The 20,326-nt window shown below is 62.4% G+C and carries 17 protein-coding genes; 6 read left to right on the plus strand and 11 right to left on the minus strand.

All coding sequences use genetic code 11. The features are described from left to right. Positions 1 to 13: 13 nt before the first annotated feature. From ACE3OH_RS06850 to ACE3OH_RS06870, 5 genes are all read right to left on the minus strand, one after another. Positions 14 to 844 carry an HDOD domain-containing protein gene (locus ACE3OH_RS06850; protein ID WP_374349935.1) on the minus strand — a complete coding sequence of 277 codons (831 nt, stop codon included), beginning with the start codon at positions 842 to 844 and terminating at the stop codon, positions 14 to 16. Positions 845 to 1,104: 260 nt separating this feature from the next. After that, positions 1,105 to 1,917, minus strand: a complete 813-nt coding sequence (locus ACE3OH_RS06855; RefSeq protein WP_374349937.1) for an isocitrate lyase/phosphoenolpyruvate mutase family protein — start codon at positions 1,915 to 1,917, stop codon at positions 1,105 to 1,107. Between the two features lie 107 nt (positions 1,918 to 2,024). Continuing rightward, positions 2,025 to 2,534: a methylated-DNA--[protein]-cysteine S-methyltransferase gene (locus ACE3OH_RS06860; protein WP_374349940.1), complete on the minus strand. Its 510-nt coding sequence runs from the start codon at positions 2,532 to 2,534 to the stop codon at positions 2,025 to 2,027. Continuing rightward, on the minus strand, positions 2,534 to 3,988 hold the full coding sequence (locus tag ACE3OH_RS06865; protein ID WP_374349942.1) for a DNA-3-methyladenine glycosylase 2 family protein: 1,455 nt from the start codon (positions 3,986 to 3,988) through the stop codon (positions 2,534 to 2,536). Before ACE3OH_RS06865 ends, ACE3OH_RS06860 begins: the two co-directional genes overlap by 1 nt. A 125-nt stretch (positions 3,989 to 4,113) precedes the next feature. After that, positions 4,114 to 5,037: a LysR family transcriptional regulator gene (locus ACE3OH_RS06870; RefSeq protein ID WP_374349945.1), complete on the minus strand. Its 924-nt coding sequence runs from the start codon at positions 5,035 to 5,037 to the stop codon at positions 4,114 to 4,116. A gap of 82 nt (positions 5,038 to 5,119) precedes the next feature. On the opposite strand from ACE3OH_RS06870, the gene ACE3OH_RS06875 reads away from it, so the two are divergent. After that, complete coding sequence (locus ACE3OH_RS06875; protein WP_374349947.1) at positions 5,120 to 6,100, plus strand: NAD-dependent epimerase/dehydratase family protein; 981 nt, start codon at positions 5,120 to 5,122, stop codon at positions 6,098 to 6,100. Here ACE3OH_RS06875 and ACE3OH_RS06880 read toward each other — a convergent pair. Both ACE3OH_RS06880 and ACE3OH_RS06885 read right to left on the minus strand, forming a co-directional pair. Further along, positions 6,059 to 6,940: a DUF3667 domain-containing protein gene (locus ACE3OH_RS06880; RefSeq protein ID WP_374349949.1), complete on the minus strand. Its 882-nt coding sequence runs from the start codon at positions 6,938 to 6,940 to the stop codon at positions 6,059 to 6,061. The two genes, ACE3OH_RS06875 and ACE3OH_RS06880, sit on opposite strands and share 42 nt — an antisense overlap. A 94-nt stretch (positions 6,941 to 7,034) precedes the next feature. Beyond that, positions 7,035 to 8,483 (minus strand): PLP-dependent aminotransferase family protein, encoded by a 1,449-nt coding sequence (locus ACE3OH_RS06885; RefSeq protein ID WP_374349952.1) that lies wholly within the window; start codon positions 8,481 to 8,483, stop codon positions 7,035 to 7,037. Between the two features lie 169 nt (positions 8,484 to 8,652). Between ACE3OH_RS06885 and ACE3OH_RS06890 the strand changes: the two genes are divergently transcribed. Beyond that, the gene (locus tag ACE3OH_RS06890) at positions 8,653 to 8,988 is read left to right on the plus strand and encodes a hypothetical protein (RefSeq protein ID WP_374349954.1); all 336 of its coding nucleotides are present in this window, start codon (positions 8,653 to 8,655) and stop codon (positions 8,986 to 8,988) included. Between the two features lie 21 nt (positions 8,989 to 9,009). Next, positions 9,010 to 9,987, plus strand: coding sequence for a threo-3-hydroxy-L-aspartate ammonia-lyase (locus ACE3OH_RS06895; RefSeq protein ID WP_374349957.1), 978 nt, complete (start codon positions 9,010 to 9,012; stop codon positions 9,985 to 9,987). Positions 9,988 to 10,146: 159 nt separating this feature from the next. On the opposite strand, the gene ACE3OH_RS06900 is transcribed toward ACE3OH_RS06895, so the two are convergent. The 4 genes from ACE3OH_RS06900 to ACE3OH_RS06915 all read right to left on the minus strand — a co-directional run bounded on the left by ACE3OH_RS06900 (position 10,147) and on the right by ACE3OH_RS06915 (position 15,088). Beyond that, a complete protein-coding gene (locus ACE3OH_RS06900; protein WP_374349959.1) occupies positions 10,147 to 11,064 on the minus strand; it encodes a carbamate kinase in 918 nt (305 codons plus the stop codon). Next, complete coding sequence (locus ACE3OH_RS06905) at positions 11,064 to 12,071, minus strand: ornithine carbamoyltransferase (protein WP_374349962.1); 1,008 nt, start codon at positions 12,069 to 12,071, stop codon at positions 11,064 to 11,066. The genes ACE3OH_RS06900 and ACE3OH_RS06905 overlap by 1 nt, the downstream gene beginning before the upstream one ends. Positions 12,072 to 12,128: 57 nt before the next feature. Next, positions 12,129 to 13,358 carry an arginine deiminase gene (locus tag ACE3OH_RS06910; protein ID WP_374349965.1) on the minus strand — a complete coding sequence of 410 codons (1,230 nt, stop codon included), beginning with the start codon at positions 13,356 to 13,358 and terminating at the stop codon, positions 12,129 to 12,131. Between the two features lie 269 nt (positions 13,359 to 13,627). Then, a complete protein-coding gene (locus ACE3OH_RS06915; RefSeq protein ID WP_374349968.1) occupies positions 13,628 to 15,088 on the minus strand; it encodes a basic amino acid/polyamine antiporter in 1,461 nt (486 codons plus the stop codon). Between the two features lie 157 nt (positions 15,089 to 15,245). Here ACE3OH_RS06915 and ACE3OH_RS06920 point away from each other — a divergent pair, with 157 nt between their 5' ends. The 3 genes from ACE3OH_RS06920 to ACE3OH_RS06930 all read left to right on the plus strand — a co-directional run. Next, positions 15,246 to 17,480, plus strand: a complete 2,235-nt coding sequence (locus ACE3OH_RS06920) for a UvrD-helicase domain-containing protein (RefSeq protein WP_374349971.1) — start codon at positions 15,246 to 15,248, stop codon at positions 17,478 to 17,480. 129 nt (positions 17,481 to 17,609) lie between these two features. Further along, on the plus strand, positions 17,610 to 19,334 hold the full coding sequence (locus ACE3OH_RS06925) for a response regulator (protein WP_374349974.1): 1,725 nt from the start codon (positions 17,610 to 17,612) through the stop codon (positions 19,332 to 19,334). A 91-nt stretch (positions 19,335 to 19,425) separates the two neighbouring features. Further along, positions 19,426 to 20,326, plus strand: a 901-nt coding sequence (locus ACE3OH_RS06930; RefSeq protein ID WP_374349977.1) for a putative sugar O-methyltransferase, incomplete at its 3' end; no start/stop codon positions are given.

The following is a 20,326-nucleotide window of genomic DNA, read 5'->3' on the forward strand; positions in this document are numbered from 1 at the left end:
AACCGGAATTTCATTACTCGCGCCCCATTTTTGCGTACTGCTCGGCTTCGCTGATGATGTCGTCAAACGAGCCTAGCCGGCTGACCAGCGCATCGACATCGGCGCCAAAGCGCTCTGGCCACTGAGGTTTGTCATGCTCGGCGCCGAGATTGTCTGCTGCCCCGTATCCCAGCTGTTCACTCAGGCAATCGGCCGCATACAGGCACTGGGCCAGCGGTGTGGCGAACACTGGGCCGTGGTGGCCATCAATGCAATCGACCAGTTCGGCAGGAAACTGCCAGCGGCGCGCCAGCATCGCCCCGACCAGGGTATGGTCGACGCCCATGGTCGCTACTTCCGCCTTATGCAGCGGCAGATTGGCGTCACGGGAATAGGCAAGTGCCCGGCCAAATTCTTCTGCCATGAACTGTGCAAATACCACCTTGCCGAAATCGTGCAGCAGCCCGGCAATATAACAATCGGTCGGGTCAACTTCGCCTGCCGCACAGACTTCGCCGATGCGGCGAGCGATATTGGCGCTGACTAGCGAGTGCATCAGGTAGCCCTGCATATCAAAGCCGGCGCCGTTCTGGCTTGGCAACATGCCGATGGCGGAGAAGCTCAAGGCAAGGTTCTTGACCGTATTGATGCCCAGGTGCACCACCGACTGTTTGATCGAAGTAATTTTATTGGGCAGGCTGTAATACGCAGAATTGATCAGCTTGAGCAGTTTGATGGTAATGATCGGGTCTTTTTCAATTACCGCCACGATATCGCGTGGCAGGCAATTGATGTCGCGCGTCAGCTCCAGAATGCGCTGTACGCTTTTGGGAAAGACCGGCATGCGGTCGACAGCTGCGCTCAACCGCTTTTCAAGGTCTGGTGAAATGACATGCATGCTGATACCTGCGTTGGACTACCCGCCAGTATAAGACGCAGCGCGCAATTGCGACTGCTCAAGCACGAGGATTGGCATTGCTCACATTGGCATTGTCAATCTGCTGATTTCTTGCGCCATGGGCACATATCGGCCAATGGCAATCGCCCACGCCGATGCTGCGCGGGCGACACCGATCTACCCCTCCCCGGCAGATTACCGGCCGCGCATCCGTAGTGGCGCAGAGCCTAGGCTAACAGCTGGTCAAGGGCTGCATAGGCTAGATGACTATCCTCGGCCTGCAAGACACCGTCGCGGCGAAAGGTGCGCATCTTGTCCAGCACCTGCCCATAGGCCGATTCGACCAGGAAGGAGCCGGCACTGAGCCGGCGCACGCCTGCCGCGAACAATTGCGACGCACCTGGGCCGCCGGGCAAGGCCAGCACATTCAGCGGCACCACAATGGCATCGGCGATCTCCCGACACAGGTCCAAGTCTTGCAGGAAGGGAATGAAGATGCCATCTGCGCCCGCGGCCACATAGGCGCGCGCGCGGGCGATCAAGCCGTCGGCCTCCCGGCATTCGCCACGAAAGTAGGCATCCATGCGCGCGTTGATGAACAAGGGGTAACCCTTTGCATCTGCTGCTGCCCGCAATTGCTCAAGTCGCGACGCCGCATCGGCCGTACTCAGCATCGTGCCGCTGTTGGCGTCTTCGATATTTACCCCCACTACGCCAGCCGCTATCAGCTCGTCCACCAGATCGGCCATGGTTTCGCCGGCTTCCAGCAAGCCATTTTGCAAATCCATACTCACCGGCAGCGTAGTGGCAGACGCAATGGCCGTTGCTTGCTGCATCGCCAGCTTGCGTGGCGCCGATTGGTTGTCGCGGCTGCCCAGCGTCCACGACACCCCGGCGCTGGTGGTGGCAATCGCCGCATAGCCGGCATGTTCGGCAAGTCGGGCGGTCATCAGATCCCAGGCATTGGCCAGCAGCAGGCCTCCCTCGCTGTGCAATTGGCGGAATCGGGCAATTTTGGCGAGGAGCTGAGGGTTCGGCATGATGCGTCCTTTTCAGGGTCGGTGATGAAGGGGTTAAGCGCAAGCACGCAGCAGCCGGTTTCCTGTTGCCGGCCAATATGCATGTACGGGCTGCCGCAGCGTGAGGGTCAAGGCTGGCGAAACAAACCGTCATCAGCCCAATTGAATTCGAATTCCAGCAAGCGCTGCTTCAGCGCCAGCCCGCCAGCATAGCCGGTCAGCGCGCCATTCGCACCGATCACCCGGTGGCAAGGGATGATCAGGGCGATCGGGTTGCTGCCATTGGCGCGCCCGACCGCGCGGGCCGCGCCAGATGGCAAGCCCAGACTATTTGCCAGTTCGCCATAGCTGCGGGTTTCGCCAAACGGAATCGCTTGCAATGCCGCCCACACCTGCTGCTGAAACGGCGTACCGATTGGCGCTAGCGGCAGGTCGAATGTGCGGCGGAGGCCTTGGAAGAATTCATCAAGCTGCCCCGCCAGCGGCGCCAATGCCCCGTCGTCGCGCATCTCGCCTGCGCTGGGTGCTTTGTCCGGCGAGTCGCCGTCCAGAAACACCAGACGCCGTAGGCGGCCGTGCGAATCAAGGCTGGCGGAAATCGGGCCGAAACGGCTATCGAACTGACCAAAAACCGCCATCAGCCGCCCTCCTTCAGGCTGGCCCACAGATGGCTGGTGGCCAGCGTGCAGTGCGGCGAAAACACCTGCATCAGCTGCCGGGTGCGGGCGGGGTCGGGTCGCTCCGGCAGGGCGAAGAATCGCTTGAGCCCTTCATTGAGACCGGAATCGCCGACCGGCACGCAGTCATCGAAACCGATGCCGCGCAGCATCACATAGGCGGCCGACCATGGGCCCACGCCGCGCAAGGCCAACAGGGCACGCTCGGCCAATAGCGCCGAGCCATCGCGCAGCGTTTCCAGCGCCAAGGCGCCGCTCGCTACGGATTGCGCGGCGCCGAGCAGATAGGCGGCCTTGGAGCCGGAGAATTTGCGCGAAGTCAGATCTGCCACATCCAGCCCGGCCAGCTGGCTTGGCGACGGGTGCAGGTAGAGGCTTGAGCCGCTAACCCGCTGGCCGGCCAGCTCGATGGCGACGCTGCGCAGCGTGGTAGCAAAGCGGATATTGACCTGCTGACCGACAATCGCCCACACCAGGGCCTCGAACACCGTTGCCGTCAGCGGCGGGCGCAGGCCGGTGCGTGCGCCGAGCAACCGTGCTATTTCCGGTTCGCTGTTGGCGCGGGCTTCAAACGCCGGTGCATCATGGCTCAGGCCCAGCATGCGCACCGCCAGGGCATGGGCATGGGCGCGATCGGCCAGCGATAGCGGTCGATCGGCATGCCACTGGCACCAGGCATGGCGGCTGTCGTCGCGAAATTCGATGCTGAGGATGGCCGGGCCATTTTCCGTGGTGAAGGCCTTGCACACGGTGCGACCGCTCACCCGCTCGGCCAGTTGCGCCGGATCGCGGGCGAAATAGCCCAGTACATCGGCTGCCGCATAATTGGCCGGCAGCTGGATCAGGAATCCGTCCGCGTCGCGCAAGGCGCGATAGGCGCCCGGAGTCAGGCCGGTAGCCAATGAAAACTGCCGGTGAAAGGTGGCCTCGCTGTCGAAACCGGCGGCATGGCCGACGTCGATCACCTTGTCCTTCGTTTCCAGCAATAGCGCTTTCACCCGGTGCACGCGCTCGCGGCGCAGCAGGGCGGTGGGGCGCAGATGGCCATGTACGCGCAGCAGCTCATTGAACTTGGAGGAGCTGATGCCGGAAAGCGCGCACAGATCCGCCACGGTTTTTACGGCGGTGATATCGCAACGCAAGCGGGCCAGCAAGTTCTGGTACAGCTCGGCATCCCAATCGCTGCCACGGTGATAGATATCCGGCCGGCAGCGCTTGCACGGCCGCAGCCCGGCAGCAAGCGCCTCGGCCTCTTCGTCGAAGAAGCTGACATTCTCGAATTTGGGTTTGCGCGCCGGGCACGATGGCAGGCAGTAGATGCCGGTGGTGTGCACGCCGGTGAGGAACTGCCCGTCATAGGCACGATCTTTCGCCACGATGCGCGCATAGCGGAACTGGTCGTCGGCGGCGCTCATGCTGTCTCCCCGGCATAAGGTGCGGCGGCTGCGGCAGGTGGGTAGATCGGGCTGTTCATCTGCTCGATACTATCTGTAGTGTGGCTTGGGAGCCTCTCATTATGTCCGCCGGAATTGCCGGTGCGTTAAACCGGCATCAACACCTCGGCGCAGATGGCCTTGATGCAGTCCACCACCGCCATTACTCCGGCATCGCGGCTGCGACGGCGGTGGTAGCCGAGCTGGGCCGGATAGGGTGGCGGGCTCAGTGGCGGGGTGAACTGGCGCACACCGGCCATGCCGGGCCAATGCTGTGCCAGCAGGCGCGGTACCAGGGCCAGCGCATCGGACGCCGCCACCACGCTCGGCACCGCCAGAAAACTGCTGACCGACAGCCCGACCCGCCGCTGCAGGCCCTGCTCGGCCAGCAGCGCATCAAACGGCGTGCGCAGCGCGCCGCTGGCGGAAACCAGCACGTGCGGATAGCGACAATAGGCTTCGATATCCGGCGCGGCGGCAATCGGATGATCGCGCCGGGCAATGCCGACATAGTCTTCGCGCCCCAGCACCAGCTGGCAGATATCGGCCGGCACTTCAGGGAATAGCGATAGCGCGATATCCACCTCGCCGCGCTGCAAACGCTCCAGCTCGCGGGCGCCATCGCGCCAGTCCTGGCATACCAGCTGGATGCCCGGCGCAATACGCTGCAGGCGCGACCACAGCATGGGCAGCAGCACGGCGCAAGGGTAGTCGGCCATCGACAGTCGCACCGTCTGCTGCAGCTCAAGCAGGGGTATTTGCGGCGGGTCGATCAGCTCATGGGCTTCTGCCAGCAGCAAGCTCAGGCGCAGTTTGATTGCTTCGGCGCGCGCGGTGAGGGCCATTTGCGCGCCACGCCGCTCCAGCAGCGGGTCGTCGAACAGGCTGCGCAGACGGTCGAGCGCATGGCTGACCGCCGGTTGCGACAAATGCAGGTGGCTGGCGGCGCGGGTAACACTTTGCTCGGCCAGCAAGGCGTCGAGTATCACCAGCAGGTTGAGATCAATGGCGCGCAAATTCATATTGTGCATATTACGCCATATGAAACATGTATTGGATTGATGTTTGCGGTGTCGATACGCTGAACACCATTCCCACTCGCGAAAGCCCACCATGCCAAAAATCGCCTTGTTCGGCGCCTGCGGTGCCATCGGTCACAGCCTCGCCGCCGCCTTGCGCAGCCAGAATCGCGCTTACCGGGTGGTCGGCCGCTCACGCGCCGCCCTGCAAGCACAATTCGGTGACGACCCTTTGGCGGAAATCGTGGTGTGGAACCCGGACGACCCCGAATCGGTGCGCCGGGCGGCGCATGGAATCGATACCCTGGTTTATCTGGTCGGGGTGGACTACTGGCGTTTCGAGCTGCATCCGCAGCTGATGGAAAAGACGCTCGCCGGTGCGGTAGCCGAGGGTGTCAGCCGGCTGCTGTTGATCGGCACTGTCTATCCCTATGGCCGGGTAGGCTCGGCGCCCATCTCCGAGCAGCAGGCGCGCCATCCGCATACTTTCAAGGGCCGGATGCGCAAGGCGCAGGAAGACCTGCTGCTGGCTGCCCATGCCGCCGGGGCGATTCAGGCGTGCATCTTGCGGCTGCCCGATTTTTACGGTCCCGGCCTGGACAAGAGTTTTCTCGGCGGCGCCTTTGCCGCTGCCGCAAAACATGGCACTGCCGCCCTGATCGGCCCATTGGATCGCCCGCACCAGTTTGTCTTTGTGCCCGATGTCGGGCCGCTGATCATCAAATTGCTGGCACAGCCGCAAGCATTCGGCCACAGCTGGCACTATGCCGGCTCGGGGTCAAGCAGCCAGCAGGCCATCATCGACGAAATCGAGCGGCAGAGTGGCCGCGTACTCAAGCGCCGAGTGATAGGCAAAACCTTGTTGCGCCTGCTCGGGCTATTCAATCCGATGTTGCGCGAAATGGTGGAGATGCATTATCTGCTGACCGAGCCGGTGATCATGGACGATAGCGCACTGGCACAGCTGATCGGCCCCCTGCCGCGCACCGACTACCCAAGCGGCATCCGCCAGTGCCTGCAGGCGGTCGGGCAATCACAACAGGAAGGCGAGCAGGGCAAAGCCAATCACGCATAGCAGGATCAACACTAGATAAAACACAAAGAGCAGCAGAGCACGCGGCAACAGGCCCCACCAGCGTCCGCCATACACTCGGTACATGGCCAATAGCGCATAGATGGGCATGCTGGTCAGCGCTGCCAGTTGCAATGGCTGCAGGGAAATACGCATTAATCCCAGCGCCACAAACCAGTAGCTGTGCAAATGCAGCGAAAACACCAGGTGCTCGGTGTAGCGCAAGCGGCGCGAGCGATATAGCAGAGCAAGGCAGACGGCAAACCCTGGCATCAGCAGGAACAACACCTGACTCCAGCCATGCGACAGGCGCTCCTGGAGCCGAATAAAGCGTTGCCGTACCGCTTCGTTGCTACGCGGCAGACGGTCTTGCAAGCGGGCACACCAGCTGGCCGACAGGCCGGTACAGACAAATTGCCCCTTGCTGACGCCAACCCGCAGGTCATCGACCTCGATAAGCGAATAGCTCGGCAGTTTGGCCGGGTCTTGCGCATGCTCCAGGATGGATGCGGTATCGACCTGTACGGTCGAGCGCCAGATCAGGATCACCACCACGCTTACGGTCAGATAGAGCCGCAATGGCAACACATAGTGTTTACGCCGGCCAGCCAGATATTGGCGGGTCAGCTCGCCCGGCCTGAACAGCAGCAGCTTGAGCGTGCGCCACAGCGCGCCTTCGGTAGACAGATAGGCGCCACCGAACTGCTGGGCCAACTCGCCCAAGGTGGGCGGCTTGATATGGCTTTCCTGGCCACAGGCGGGGCAGAATTTGGGTGTGATCGTGCCAAATTCATGCTGGCAGTTCGGGCAGTGCGATGCTGGCGTGGCGGCAGACTCGGTCATGGTGGGCGCTTGCTGGTGGCCGCAAGGGCCGGCTGTATGGCTGCAGACGCAACCATAGCATGGTTGCCAAGCTGGTTTGCGCCAGTAGCCGGTATCAGACACTCAGTGCCAAGGTGGCCAGGCGCCTGAGGGCATGGTCCATCTCGCGGCTGTATGGCGCGCCAAAGCACAGGCGGATATGGCGATCAAAGCGTCGTGAATTTGAATACATCAGGCCGGGCGAAATGCGAATGCCCTCGTGCAAAGCCTGATGGAATAGCCGCTCCGATGAGGCGCCCTCGGGCAATTCCACCCACAGCGCCACGCCGCCGGCCGGCACATTGAGGCGGGTGCCGGCCGGGAAATAGCTGGCAATCGCATCGGCCATCTGGCCGCGCTGGTGCTGCAAGGCGGTACGCAAGCGGCGCAAATGCCGCTCGTAGGCGCCCGATGCCATGAAATCGCTCACTGCCAGCTGCGGCAGCAACTCATTGCCGCGCGATTGCGCATATTTGAGCATGGCCACCCGCGCCTGCCAGCGTCCGGCGCTGATCCAGCCCAGGCGCAAGCCCGGCGCCAAGGTCTTGTGCAGCGAGGCGCAGTGAATGACATTGCCGCTACGATCCCAGCTTTTCAATGCCGTTGGCTGCACTTCACTATCGGCCAGCACGCTATAGGTATCGTCTTCTATCAGGGCAATATCCTGCTGCTCGCACCAGGCAACCAGCGCCGCCTTTTGCGAGTCGGGCATGATGCAGCCCAGCGGATTCTGCAGATTCGGCACCACTACTACGGCGCGGATACCGGCATAGGTTTGCGCTGCCAGTTGCAAGGCTTCCAGCGACAGACCGGTGCTCGGGCTGGCCGGAATCTCCACGGCGCGCAGGCCAAGGCTTTCCAGAATCTGCAGCAGGCCGAAAAAGGTCGGCGACTCCACCGCCACCACGTCGCCTGGCTGGCTTACCGCCCGCAGGGCCAGATTCAGTGCTTCGATACAGCCATGGGTAATGATGATGTCGTCCTGGCTGATGGTGATGCCGGCTGCCAATGCGCGCTTGGCCAAAATATCGCGCAGGGCCGGATGCCCGCTCGGCGGTGCCGGCTGGCCATAGACGCCTTCGACATCGTGCAATTTGCGCAGGGCATTGATGGATGCGCTGTGCAGGGCGGCAGTCGGGTAGAGCGCCGGTGCGCCGGCGGCGCCAGACAGGTTCACATTCACCTGTGCCTGCTGCCCGGCGGCGATGATATGGGAAACGCGCGGGTGGATGCCGATGTACTGCGCCGGGTCCGGCAGGCCGGACACCGGCTCGCTGGCCGGCGCCAGCGCGCCGCTGCGGCGGCTACGCACAAAATAGCCGGAGCGCGGCCGCGCCTCGACAACCCCGTCGGCCTCGAGCTGGCGACAGGCTTGCAAGGCTGTGGTCAGGCTGACGCCATGGCGCTGCATCATCACCCGCACCGAGGGCAGGCGCTCCCCCGCTGCCAGCGTGCCGGCCGCAATGGCATGGCGATAATGGTTTGCCAGTTGGCGATAGAGCGGCAAGGTATCCATACGCGGCATTGTGCGCGCCCTGCCCGAGGGCACAACAGATACAGAATTTGTCTGTCTGAACCATAACAGTTGTCGGCGGGAACGACTGTTATGCACGCAATGCTGCCGGTCTATGCCTGAGCAAGCGTGGTCATCTTGCCTAAGCTGGCGGCACCTGAAACCACGCCAAGGATGGCCCATGCCAGCGCTTCCTGCCCTACAACATAGCCTGAGTTCCGGGCAGACCCGCCAATTCCAGGTTCGCTGCGGCGATCTGCTGCTGGTGCAACAGGGCCGGCTGCAGCTGAGCGAGGCGCCATCCTGGCTGGCTGACACGGTATTTCAACCACCGCAGCGCTTGCTAGCCGGTACTACGCACGTGCTGGTCGCAAGCGGCTGGATTACCATCTGCGCCGATTCCGACGTCCAGTTGCGCCTTATCCGGCAACCGGCCCCAAACGATACCCCTGGCGGCAAGCGCCTCCTTGCACTGAAACAGCGCTTGCTTTGCCAGCTGCAACAGCTGCTTGCCTGAATAACGCACCAGGAAATTGCCATGTCTGCACTTGCCATTGATTTCAACGACGTAGTGGCTGCCCGCAGCCGCTTGGCCGGCATCACCCATATCACGCCGGTGATGCAGTCGCGCACCGCCAATGCGCGCAGCGGTGCCGAGCTGTTTTTCAAATGCGAAAACCTGCAAAGAGTGGGCGCATTCAAGCTGCGAGGCGCCTACAACGCCATCGCCCAGCTGGATGAGGCGCAGCGGCGTGCCGGTGTGGTGGCCTATTCATCGGGCAACCACGGCCAGGCACTGGCCTTGGCGGCACAGCTGATGGGCGTGCCGGCCACGGTCTTCATGCCGTCCGATGCACCGGCGATCAAGCAGGCGGCCACCCGTGGCTATGGCGCCGAGGTGCGCCATTTCGACCGCATGCGCGAGATGCCGGCGGCGCTGGCGCGTGCTTTTGCCGAGCAGCACGGCAAGGCGCTGATCCTGCCGTTTGACCATGTCGGCGTGATGGCCGGCCAGGGCACCCTGGCGCTGGAGCTGCTGGAACAGGTGAGTGAGCTCGATGTCGTGCTGGCACCGATCGGCGGTGGCGGCATGCTGTCCGGCATTGCCACCGCGGTAAAAGCCTTGCGGCCAGACTGCCAGGTGTATGGCGTGGAACCCGAGGCCGGCAACGATGTGCAACGCAGTCTGGCTGCCGGTGAGCGCATCCTGATCGACACCCCCGACACCATTGCCGATGCCGCGCAAACCCGTCAGGTAGGCGAGCTGACCTTTCCGGTGATCCAGGCTCTGGTGGACGGCATCGTCACGGTCAGTGACAACGAACTGATAGCCACCATGCGCTTTCTGGCCGAGCGGATGAAGCTGGTGGTGGAACCCACCGGCGCCCTGGCCGCCGCCGCCGCACTGCACGGCAAGCTCGATCTGGCCGGCAAGCGGGTCGGCATCGTGCTATCCGGCGGCAATATCGATCTGAACCGCTTTGCCAGCCTGATTGCCTCGGGCAGTGCCCAATAGCGCGTGTGTGCAAGCAGTATCGCCACTCTCGGGAAACGCTGGCCTCAAGCGACAGGAGATCGTTCGTTGATGCCTTTTTCTCTTGCACGCCACCGCCCGAGTCCTGGCGGGAGAACCGCTCTGTTGGCGCGAATATGGAGATGTTTGGCGCTTTCCTGCTTAGTCGCGCCAGTCCTCGCGCCACAACTGGCTTCCACCACGCCCATCCGCCAGCGCCAACACCTGATCAAGGCTCCCGATAGCTGCGCGCTGGCCACCTTGGCGGACAAAGTCGATGGCGGCGCTCAGTTTCGGGCCCATCGAGCCGGCGGGTAGCTGGCCGGCGTCCAGCATGCCGGGTTGCAGGCGCGGCAGCAGTTCGGCTTGCGGCTCGTTGAAATGGCGGTACACGCCGGTGACGCCGGTGACGATCAGTAGCAGGTCGGCGTGCAGGGTGTTGGCCAACAGGGCGGCGCAGCGGTCCTTGTCGATGACCGCTTCCACGCCGCGCCGGGTGGCGCCGTCGGCCAGCACCGGAATGCCGCCGCCGCCGGCGCAGATCACCACCGCGTGCTGCTGCAACAGCCACTGCACCGGCCGGGCATCCACCAGGCGCTGTGGCAGCGGGCTGGGCACCACCCGGCGGAAGCTGTCGCCATTGCGGACGAACTGCCAGCCGCGCTGTGCTGCCAGCGTCTGGCTTTCCGCTTCGCTGTAATACGGGCCGATCGGCTTGCTGGGGGCGGCAAAGGCCGGGTCATCTGCCGCCACTTCCACTCGGGTAAGCAAGGTGGCGACGGCGCGCTCGGCCGGCAGCCGGCTCGATAGCTCCGATTCGATCAGATAGCCGATCATGCCCTCGCTCTCGGCATCAAGCACATCGAGCGGATAGGCCTCGGTGGCGGTATAGGCGGCGTTCTGCAGTGCCAACAGGCCCACTTGCGGCCCATTGCCGTGCACGATGATCAGCTCATTGCCCTCAGCCAGCCGGGCAATGGCCGTGCAGGCGGTGGCGACATTGCGGCGCAGGGTGACGGCGTCGAGCGGCTCGCCTTTTTGCAGCAGGGCATTGCCGCCCAGGGCGACGACGATGCGCATCACACATCTCCCAGGGTGGCGACCAGCAGGGCCTTGATGGTGTGCATGCGGTTTTCCGCCTGATCAAACACGATGGAAGCCGGCGACTCGAACACTTCATTGCTGACTTCGACGCCATCGGGCATGGCAAACGCTTCGGCGATTTCGCGACCAAGCTTGGTGCTGGCGTCGTGCAGCGCCGGCAGGCAGTGCATAAAACGCACCCGCGGGTTGCCGCTGGCCTTGAGCAAGGCCATATCGACACGGTAGGGCTTGAGCAGGGTGATCCGCTCTGCCCATACCTCGTGCGGCTCGCCCATCGACACCCAGACATCGGTGTGGATGAAATCGACACCGGCCACGCCGGCCTGCGGGTCTTCGGTCAGCAGGATGCGGGCGCCGGTCTGGGCGGCAATCGCCTGGCACTGCGCCACCAGGGCCTCGTTGGGCCATAGCGCGCGCGGTGCGGCAATGCGCACATCCATGCCCAGCAGGGCGCCAACGCTCAGCAGCGAGTTGCCCATATTGTTGCGGGCGTCGCCCACATAGCAGTAGGCAATCTGGCTCAGGGGCTTGTCGCTGTGCTCGCGCATGGTCAGCACATCGGCCAGCATCTGGGTCGGGTGGCTCTCGTCGGTCAGGCCGTTGTACACCGGTACGCCGGCATGGCGCGCCAGCTCGCTGACCGTTTCCTGCGAAAAACCGCGATATTCGATGGCGTCGTAAAAGCGGCCCAATACCCGTGCGGTGTCTTTTACCGACTCCTTGTGGCCGATCTGCGAGCCGCTCGGGTCGAGATAGGTGATATGCGCGCCCTGATCGTGCGCTGCCACTTCGAAAGCGCAGCGGGTGCGGGTGGAGGTTTTTTCGAATACCAGGGCGATCTGCTTGCCGGCCAGATGCTGGCGCTCGCTACCGGCGCGCCGCGCGCGTTTCAGGTCTTCCGACAGATCAAGCAGGTAGCGGATTTCGGTCGGGGTGTAGTCGAGCAATTGCAGGCAGCTGCGGTTGTGCAGGTTGTAGGCCATGTTTCGTATCCTCCTGGGCAGGCGTTGTACTGTTTTGGTCGGCGTCGGCGAGTGCAATCAGACATCGATCGGGTCACGCACGATAGGGCAGGTCATGCAATGGCCGCCGCCGCGACCGCGGCCCAGCTCGCTGCCGGGGATTTCGATCACTTCCACGCCGGCGGCGCGCATCTTGCGGTTGGTTTCCACATTGCGGTCGTAGGCAATCACCACCCGGCGGTCGAGCGCCACCACGTTATTGCCGTCATCCCACTGCTCGCGCTCGGCCTCGAACACATCGCCGCCGGTGGTCAGCACCCGCAGCGAACCGAGCCCCAGCACGTCGGCGATCACATCGAGCAAGGGTGCAGCATGGCGCTCGAAACGCAGGCCGCTGGCACTGTCGGCCGGCAGAATGCTGGTCGCCTTGATATGGTCGACGCAGTCGCGGTACACGCTGACAAAATCCACATCGAGAAAACTCAGCACGGTATCCAGATGCATTTGCGCACGCTGGCGTGGCATCTGGCAGGCCACTACCCGGTTGGCGGCGCCGGACTTGAACAGCTGGCGCGCCAGTTGCAGCACCGCTTGCGGGCTGGTGCGCTCGCCCATGCCGACCAGTACCACGCCTTTGCCGACCGGCATCACATCGCCGCCTTCCAGGCTTGCCTGGCCATGTTGCTGGTCCGGGTCGCCCCACCAGATGGTCGCCTTGCCGGCAAAGCGCGGGTGAAAGCGATACACCGCCGCCAGCAGCAGGGTTTCACGGCGGCGCGCCGGCCAGTACATCGGGTTGAGGGTAGCGCCGCCATAAATCCAGCAGCTGGAATCGCGGGTGAACAGGCTGTTGGGCAGGGGCGGCACAACAAAGTCGCTGCCTTCCAGATAGCCGCCGAACAAATCGCGCGCATCGAACGGCAATTCGCCCTTGGCGATGCCGCCTATCATCAGCTCGGCCAGCCGGGCGGCGGGCAGCTCATCCAGCCAGCCGCGCAGCTCGTCGAGCATGCCGATGCCGATTTCATCGGGATTGATCTTGCGATCAAGCAGCCAGCTACGCGCACCCGGCTGCTGCAAAACCTCGCCCAGCAGATCGTGCAGTTCCAGTACTTCCACATCGCGCTCGGCCATGCGGCTGACAAACTCGGCATGATGCTCGGCTGCCCGCTCTACCCACAGCACATCGTCAAACAGCAGGCTTTCGCAATTGGCCGGCGTCAGCCGGCGATGGGCAAGGCCGGGGCGGCACACCAGCACGGTACGCAGCCGGCCGGCTTCGGAGTGAACGCCAAGGGAATGGGTCATGATGGTCTTTCTTGAGTAGCTTGAATCAACTGGCGCAGCAACCGATTACAAAGCTGCTGCACACTGGAAATTGGCCTTGGCGCTCCCCGCACGTGTGAGCGGACGGGGGCACTCAAGAGCGAGGTTTGCGTCAGGGTCGAAATTCCCATGTACGCCAATACGACCGAGCTTTCTGTGCGCTGGGCACCGCCAGCCGCGACGTGCGCTGTTTTGCAAACCGCGCCCAAATCAAGGGGTTTACTGAAGCACCGGATTTGCTCGGCGCTTCCCTAAAGCTTGGCCAGATCGAGCCAGCCGGTGGCCAGCGCCAGCAGGCAGGCCAGTAGCGATAGGCCGGTGAGCGCCAGCCACGGCCAGTCGGCGCGGCTGGCAAACGGCAGGCCGGCTTCGCGCCGCGCCCAGCCATACACCGCCACGCCGGGCGCATACAGAAAAGCGGTCACCAGCAGATAGGCCGGACCGGCGGCATACAGCAGCCAGATGCCATATACGCTGGCCAGCAGCGCCACCAGCAGCGCGCCTCGGCCGACCTTGTCCTGCCGCGCCACCATCAGGGCGAATAATGCGCATAGCAGATAGGGCAGCAAGATGGTGGAGGTGGCCAGCTTGATCAGCAGCAGATAGGCACCATTGGCAAACATCGACAGCAGCAAGAAACCCTGCACACATAGATTGGTCAGCCACAGTGCGGTGACCGGTGCGTCATGCTGGTTGGCACGGCCAAACAAGCGGGGAAACACGCCATCGAGTGCCGCCAGATGTGGTAGTTCGGCCGCCAGCAGGGTCCAGGCCAGCAAGGCGCCGGCCACCGAGATGATCAGGCCGCCATTCACCAGTGCCGCGCCCCATGGGCCCAGCACATGCGATAACACGCCACCCATCGATGGGTTTTTCAGCTGCGCCAGCTCAGCCTGCGGCAATACCGCCAGCGACAGCACTGAAACGGCGATCAGCAAGCCCAGCGTCAGCATCAGGCCCAGCACGGTGGCGCGCCCGACATCCTGCATGGCACGCGCCCGGCCGGAGTAGACGCTGGCGCCTTCAATGCCGATAAACGCCCACACCGTTACCAGCATGGTGCTCTTCACTTGGCTGAGCAGACCTCCCAGGGCCGGGCTGCCCCAGAAGTCCAAGCGCAGGGTGTCGATCTTGGCGGCCAGCATGGCGCACACTACAAACAGCGCCAGTGGCACCAGCTTGGCGACCGTGGCGATCGTATTGACCAGGGCGGCGGTATGGGCGCCGCGCAGTACCAGCGCATGCATGGCCCATAGCAACGCCGATGCCCCGGCTACTGCCGCCAGGGTATTGCCCTCGCCAAAGCCGGCGCCGGGGAAGAACCAGGACAGCGCCGAGAACAGCAGCACCAGATAGCCGGTATTGCCGATCCAGGCCGACAGCCAGTAACCCCAGGCCGACGAAAAACCGAGGTAGTCACCAAAGCCGGCCCGCGCATAGCCATACACGCCGCCTTTGATATCAGGCCGGCTCAACGCCAGCATCTGGAATACCCGCGCCAAGGTCAGCATGCCCACCGCGGTGATCACCCAGCCGATCAGGATCGCACCGGCGCCAGCGCCGGCCGCCAGGTTCTGCGGCAGGGAAAAGGCACCACTGCCTATCATCGAGCCGACCACCAGCGAGGTGAGCCCCAGCAGGCCGAGCGAGCCTTGCTTGGCAGGGCTGACGCGGCTGGCGCCCGCACTACCATCCTTGATCACGGCTTCCATGGTGGTATTGCTCCTGAATAGTTGGCGAGTGGACGGCAGTCTAGGTGCGGCCAAGGGCATGCCACTTGATCCTGGTCAAGCCCGACGTGCGGAACAGCGGCGGCGCGGGCTACCGGCACATCGCATACAATCGCGGCTGGAATTCTGAAAGCCTCTCATGTCGTCCAATCTGCTTGCCGGTCTCAACCCTGAACAACTCGCTGCTGTCACCTTGCCGGCGGTGCCGGCCCTGATCCTGGCCGGTGCCGGCTCGGGCAAGACCCGGGTGCTGACCACCCGCATCGCCTGGTTGATGAGTACCGGACAGGTCAACGCCCACGGCATTCTGGCGGTGACCTTTACCAATAAGGCCGCCAAGGAAATGCTGACGCGGGTGGGGGCGCAGATTCCGGTCAATGCCCGCTCGCTGTGGATCGGCACCTTCCACGGCCTTTGTAATCGGCTGTTACGCCTGCACTGGCGCGATGCCGGCTTGCCGGAGGCGTTCCAGATTCTCGACGCGGGCGATCAGCTGTCGGCGATCAAACGGCTGTTGAAAGCGCTGAATATCGACGACGAGAAATACCCGCCGCGCGAGTTGATGCACTTTATCAACGCCAATAAGGAAGAAGGCCGCCGTCCCGGCGAAGTGGAAGCCTGGGACGACTACACCCGGCAGATGAAGCAGCTGTACGAGGAATACGAACGGCAGTGCCGGCGCGAAGGGGTGGTGGACTTTGCCGAGCTGCTGCTGCGCAGCTATGAGTTGCTGCGCGACAACCATGCACTGCGCCAGCACTACAACGCGCGCTTTCGCTACATCCTGGTCGATGAGTTCCAGGACACCAACCGCTTGCAATACAAGTGGCTGAAGCTGCTGGCCGGTAAGGGCGATGCGCTGGGGAATCTGCTGGCGCGGGTGGGGGGTGTAGGTCGGGTTTCCAACCCCACGGGGCCCGCTGGGGCCTCGCCCGCGGGGGGGGCACCCCACCGGGCCCGTGGGCCCGCGGGCGCGGGGGTTGCCGTCGGTGACGACGACCAATCCATCTATGCCTTCCGTGGTGCCAATGTCGGCAATATGGCCGACTTCCAGAATGATTTCCGGGTGGAGACGGTGATCCGCCTGGAGCAGAACTATCGCTCGCACGGCAATATCCTCGATGCCGCCAATGCGCTGATCTCGCACAATCGCGGCCGGCTCGGCAAGAATCTGTGGACCGAGGAGAGCGCTGGCGACCCGATCCGGGTGTTCGAGGCAGCTAGCGACTTTGAAGAGGCGCAATTTGTCGTCGACGAAGTGAAGCAGCTGCACCGCGACGGCACGCCGCTGGCCGATATGGCGGTGCTGTACCGCTCCAATGCCCAGTCGCGGGTGCTGGAGCATGCCCTGTTCCAATCCGGTCTGCCCTATCGGGTGTATGGCGGCCTGCGCTTTTTCGAGCGGCAGGAGGTCAAGCATGCGCTGGCCTATTTGCGCCTGATCCACAATCCGGACGACGATAACGCACTATTGCGGGTAATCAACTTCCCGGCCCGCGGCATCGGCAATCGCACCCTGGAGATTCTCGGCGAAACGGCGCGCGGCGTTGGCTGCAGTATCTGGCAGGCAGCCTGCTCGGGCGGCGCCGGTCGCAGCGCGGCGGCGGTGGGTAAATTTGTCACCCTGATCGAGACCCTGCGCAGCCAGGCCGAAGGGCTGAGCCTGCCGGAGCAGGTGAGCCTGGTCACCGAGCAATCCGGTCTGATCGAGACTTATCGCAGCGACAAGGAAGGCCAGGACCGGCTGGAGAATCTGGCCCAGCTGGTAGCGGCAGCGGCGCGTTTCGTGCAGGAAAACGAAGACAGCGTCACCGGCTTTCTCACCCAGGCCAGCCTGGAGGCCGGCGAGCATGAGGCAGCGCCGGGGCAGGATGCGCTGCAGCTGATGACGGTGCATGCCGCCAAGGGGCTGGAATTCCATGCGGTATTTCTCACCGGCGTGGAGGAAGGCCTGTTCCCGCACGACAACAGCATCAGCGACCCGGATGCGGTGGAAGAGGAACGGCGCCTCGCCTACGTCGCCATTACCCGCGCCCGCCGCCGCCTGTATATCAGCCTGGCGCAAAGCCGCATGCTGCACGGTCAGACGCGTTTTTCGGTGGCCTCGCGCTTTTTGAGCGAGATTCCGCAAGATCTACTGAAGTGGCTCAATCGTGGCTATGCGCCCGCCGCCATGCCGAGCCGGCCGGCCGAAAAACAAGCGCCCGAGCATGGCTTGCGCATTGGCGCCAGTGTCGAGCACCCGAAATTCGGCGTGGGCGTGGTGGTGGACTACGACGGCGCAGGCAAAAACGCCAATGTGCAGGTGAATTTCGGTAGCGCCGGGCTGAAGTGGCTTGCTTTGGAGTACGCCCGTCTTACACTGCTTAGCTGAGCGACAGCATTCCGCTGGCCCGGGAATTGCTGTACGACATGGAATAAACGCCGCGTTACAGCGGCGTAGCGGGCCAGGTCGCCACGACCGCCCTGCCCCATACATGTTTGGCTTTCGGGGAGTTGGAAAATGGCAGAATTCGCCGGCAATGCGGCACTGTTCGCCGCTCGCGCCGCCCGTGCCGGTGGCGATGACGGTATGGACGGCCTGCAGCGCGCCTATGCTGCCGGCGGCCAGGAAGTCAATTATGGCAGCAAGCGCTTTCTGATCATCGACGCAGTACAGGAAATGCGCTCGGCGATGAATGCCACCCTGTCCACCTTCGGTGTCACCAAGATGGAATATGCCCATCGCGCCACCGAGGCGATCGGCATGATCAAGCGCAGCGATTACGACATCATCCTGTGCGATTTCGATCTCGGCCATGGCTACGATGGCCTGCATCTCTTGGAAGAACTCAAAAGCCACAACCTGCTCAAGCCCTCGGCCATCTTCATGGTGGTGACCGGCGAGCGCCGCGCGCGCATGGTGATTTCGGCCGCCGAACAAGCGCCTGATGACTATCTGCTCAAGCCGTTTACCGGCGAGGAGCTCAAGCAGCGCCTCGATCGCATCTATCGCAAGAAGGTAGAGTTGTCCGGCCTGGATTCGGCCATGCTCAACCAGGACTACCTGAAAGCCCTGGCCGAGTGCAATGAGCGCATTGCCCGAAAAGATGGCTTCTTGCTCGATTTCATGAAGGTAAAAGGCAAGATCGCCCTGACCATAGGCGACTATGCCATGGCCCGCGATACCTACCAGACCATCGTGAATGCGCGCAGCATTCCCTGGGCGCAGATGGGGCTGGCCAAGGCGCTGTTTCACCTGAAGGATTACGGCGCTGCCCGGCAGATTTTCGAAAACCTGTTGGCAGAAAACAGCCGGATCATGGAAGCCTATGACTGGCTGGCCAAGATCCACCAGGCCGAGCATGAGCACCAGCAAGCGCAGGATATTCTTACCCGTGCCATCGAATTGTCGGCCGCCAATGTCACCCGCCATAAGAAGCTGGGCGAGGTGGCAATGAAGAATGGCGATTACGATACGGCAGTGAAGTCGTTCCAGAACACCATCAATATCGGCAAATACTCGTTCTGGCGCGATGCCGCCGACTACGCCAGCCTGGCCAAGGCTCATCTGGGCAACGACAATGTGCTGGAAGCGACCAAGGTGGCGGCCGATGTGCGCCGCGAATTCCGCTTTGACCAGAAAGCCGAAATGCTCGCCACGGTGATGGAAACCCAGGTCGCCATCAAACAGAAGAACGAATCACGCGCCCAGCAGCTGCTGCAAAAAGCGCAGCAGCAGTTTTCTACCGTGGCCGCCGAATTGCCCGAGCATTTTGCACTGGAGTTGGCCGAAGCCTGTTACCAGTTGGGCAATGATCATGCGGCCAACGAAATCGTGCAGAAGATGATCCGCAATCATCATGAGGATATCGATGTGCTGGACCGGGTGCAGCGCATGTATGACAAGATCGGCCGTGGTGAAATGGGCCACCAGATGATCGAAGACAATGCGCGCGCCATTGTCGAAGTGAATAACGAGGCAGTGCGCATGGCGCAAGCGGGTGACCTGGAAGGCGCGGTGCAGAAATTCCTGCATGCGGTGGAGGAAATGCCGGCCAATGCCCAGGTGATGCTCAATGCGGTCAATGCCATGCTGGCCTATGTGTCACGTAAAGGTTGGCATGAGGAATATATGGAACTGGCAGAAACGTTTCTGAATCGCGTCAAGGCGCTGGAGCCCGCCAGCGTGAAATACCTGAAGCTGAAAGATGCCTATGCGCTGGCGAAACGGCGCTTCAGGGTGTGAAACGACATTTGCCGTGTTGTGTAGGTCATTGCACGCAGCAATAAATGAAAGTCGTGCTGTTTGACTCATCAGCTAATTACAAGGAAGCCGAATGCCATTAGCGCCGCTGCAGCAGCAAATATTGACCAGGATGCGTGAAGAAAACCAACGTAGCGGCTTTCCCTTTGCGCCAGGCAAATTCTGGGAAGACGAGTTGCGTTATTTCAATAAGGCCATGCAGGCTTTCGGGATCAACGGCGTCGAAGACGAATATTACAATACCCGGTTCAGTGGCGTGACGCCGGATGATCATCGTCTGTTTCACTGGTTTATGTGGACCTATTACCAGTTGTTGCAGCAGCGCGATGTACTGAATCTGCTCGATACCATTACGGTGACCATGGCAGAAAAGCCCAGCTATATTCCTGCGGTGGATGGCAAGCCGATGTCAGTCAGCGCTACGGTTGATATCAATGGCAAACGCTATTCGCCCGATATGCTGTTTTCAATCGACGATTTCTATAATCTGCATGAGCTGAATCCCGGTATTGCCACTGAAGCGGTCACGGTCGCGGATTTGGGCAGTGGCTGGGGCAGGATCGGCTATTTGCTGCTGCAGATCAATCCGAAAGTCAGTTATATCGTATTGGACTTGCCTGAGCCCTTGCTGATTTCATCTACCTATCTGCCGAAATTATTGCCGGACTGCTCCGTGGCGGACTATTTGTATGGTCTGGATCAGCCGTTTCTCGACCGCGGGCGCTTGCTGCAAAAAAACCTGTGGTTTCTCGGGGCTCAGGATATACAGAAAATTGCTGCCGGCAGTATCGATTACTTTATCAATGTGGCCAGTTTTCAGGAAATGTCGCTGGCCCAGACCAATGCCTATCTGGGCTGGGCTGGCAAGGTCAGCCAGGGGGGCCATGTTTATTTGCGCAATGGTTGGGAACATACGGTTCCACATACTGCGCAGTTCAGCGAATATGAAATTCCGGCGGGGTGGCAACGCGCTT

The sequence above is a fragment of the Chitinimonas sp. genome, from assembly GCF_041904975.1.
GTDB lineage: Bacteria > Pseudomonadota > Gammaproteobacteria > Burkholderiales > Chitinimonadaceae > Chitinimonas.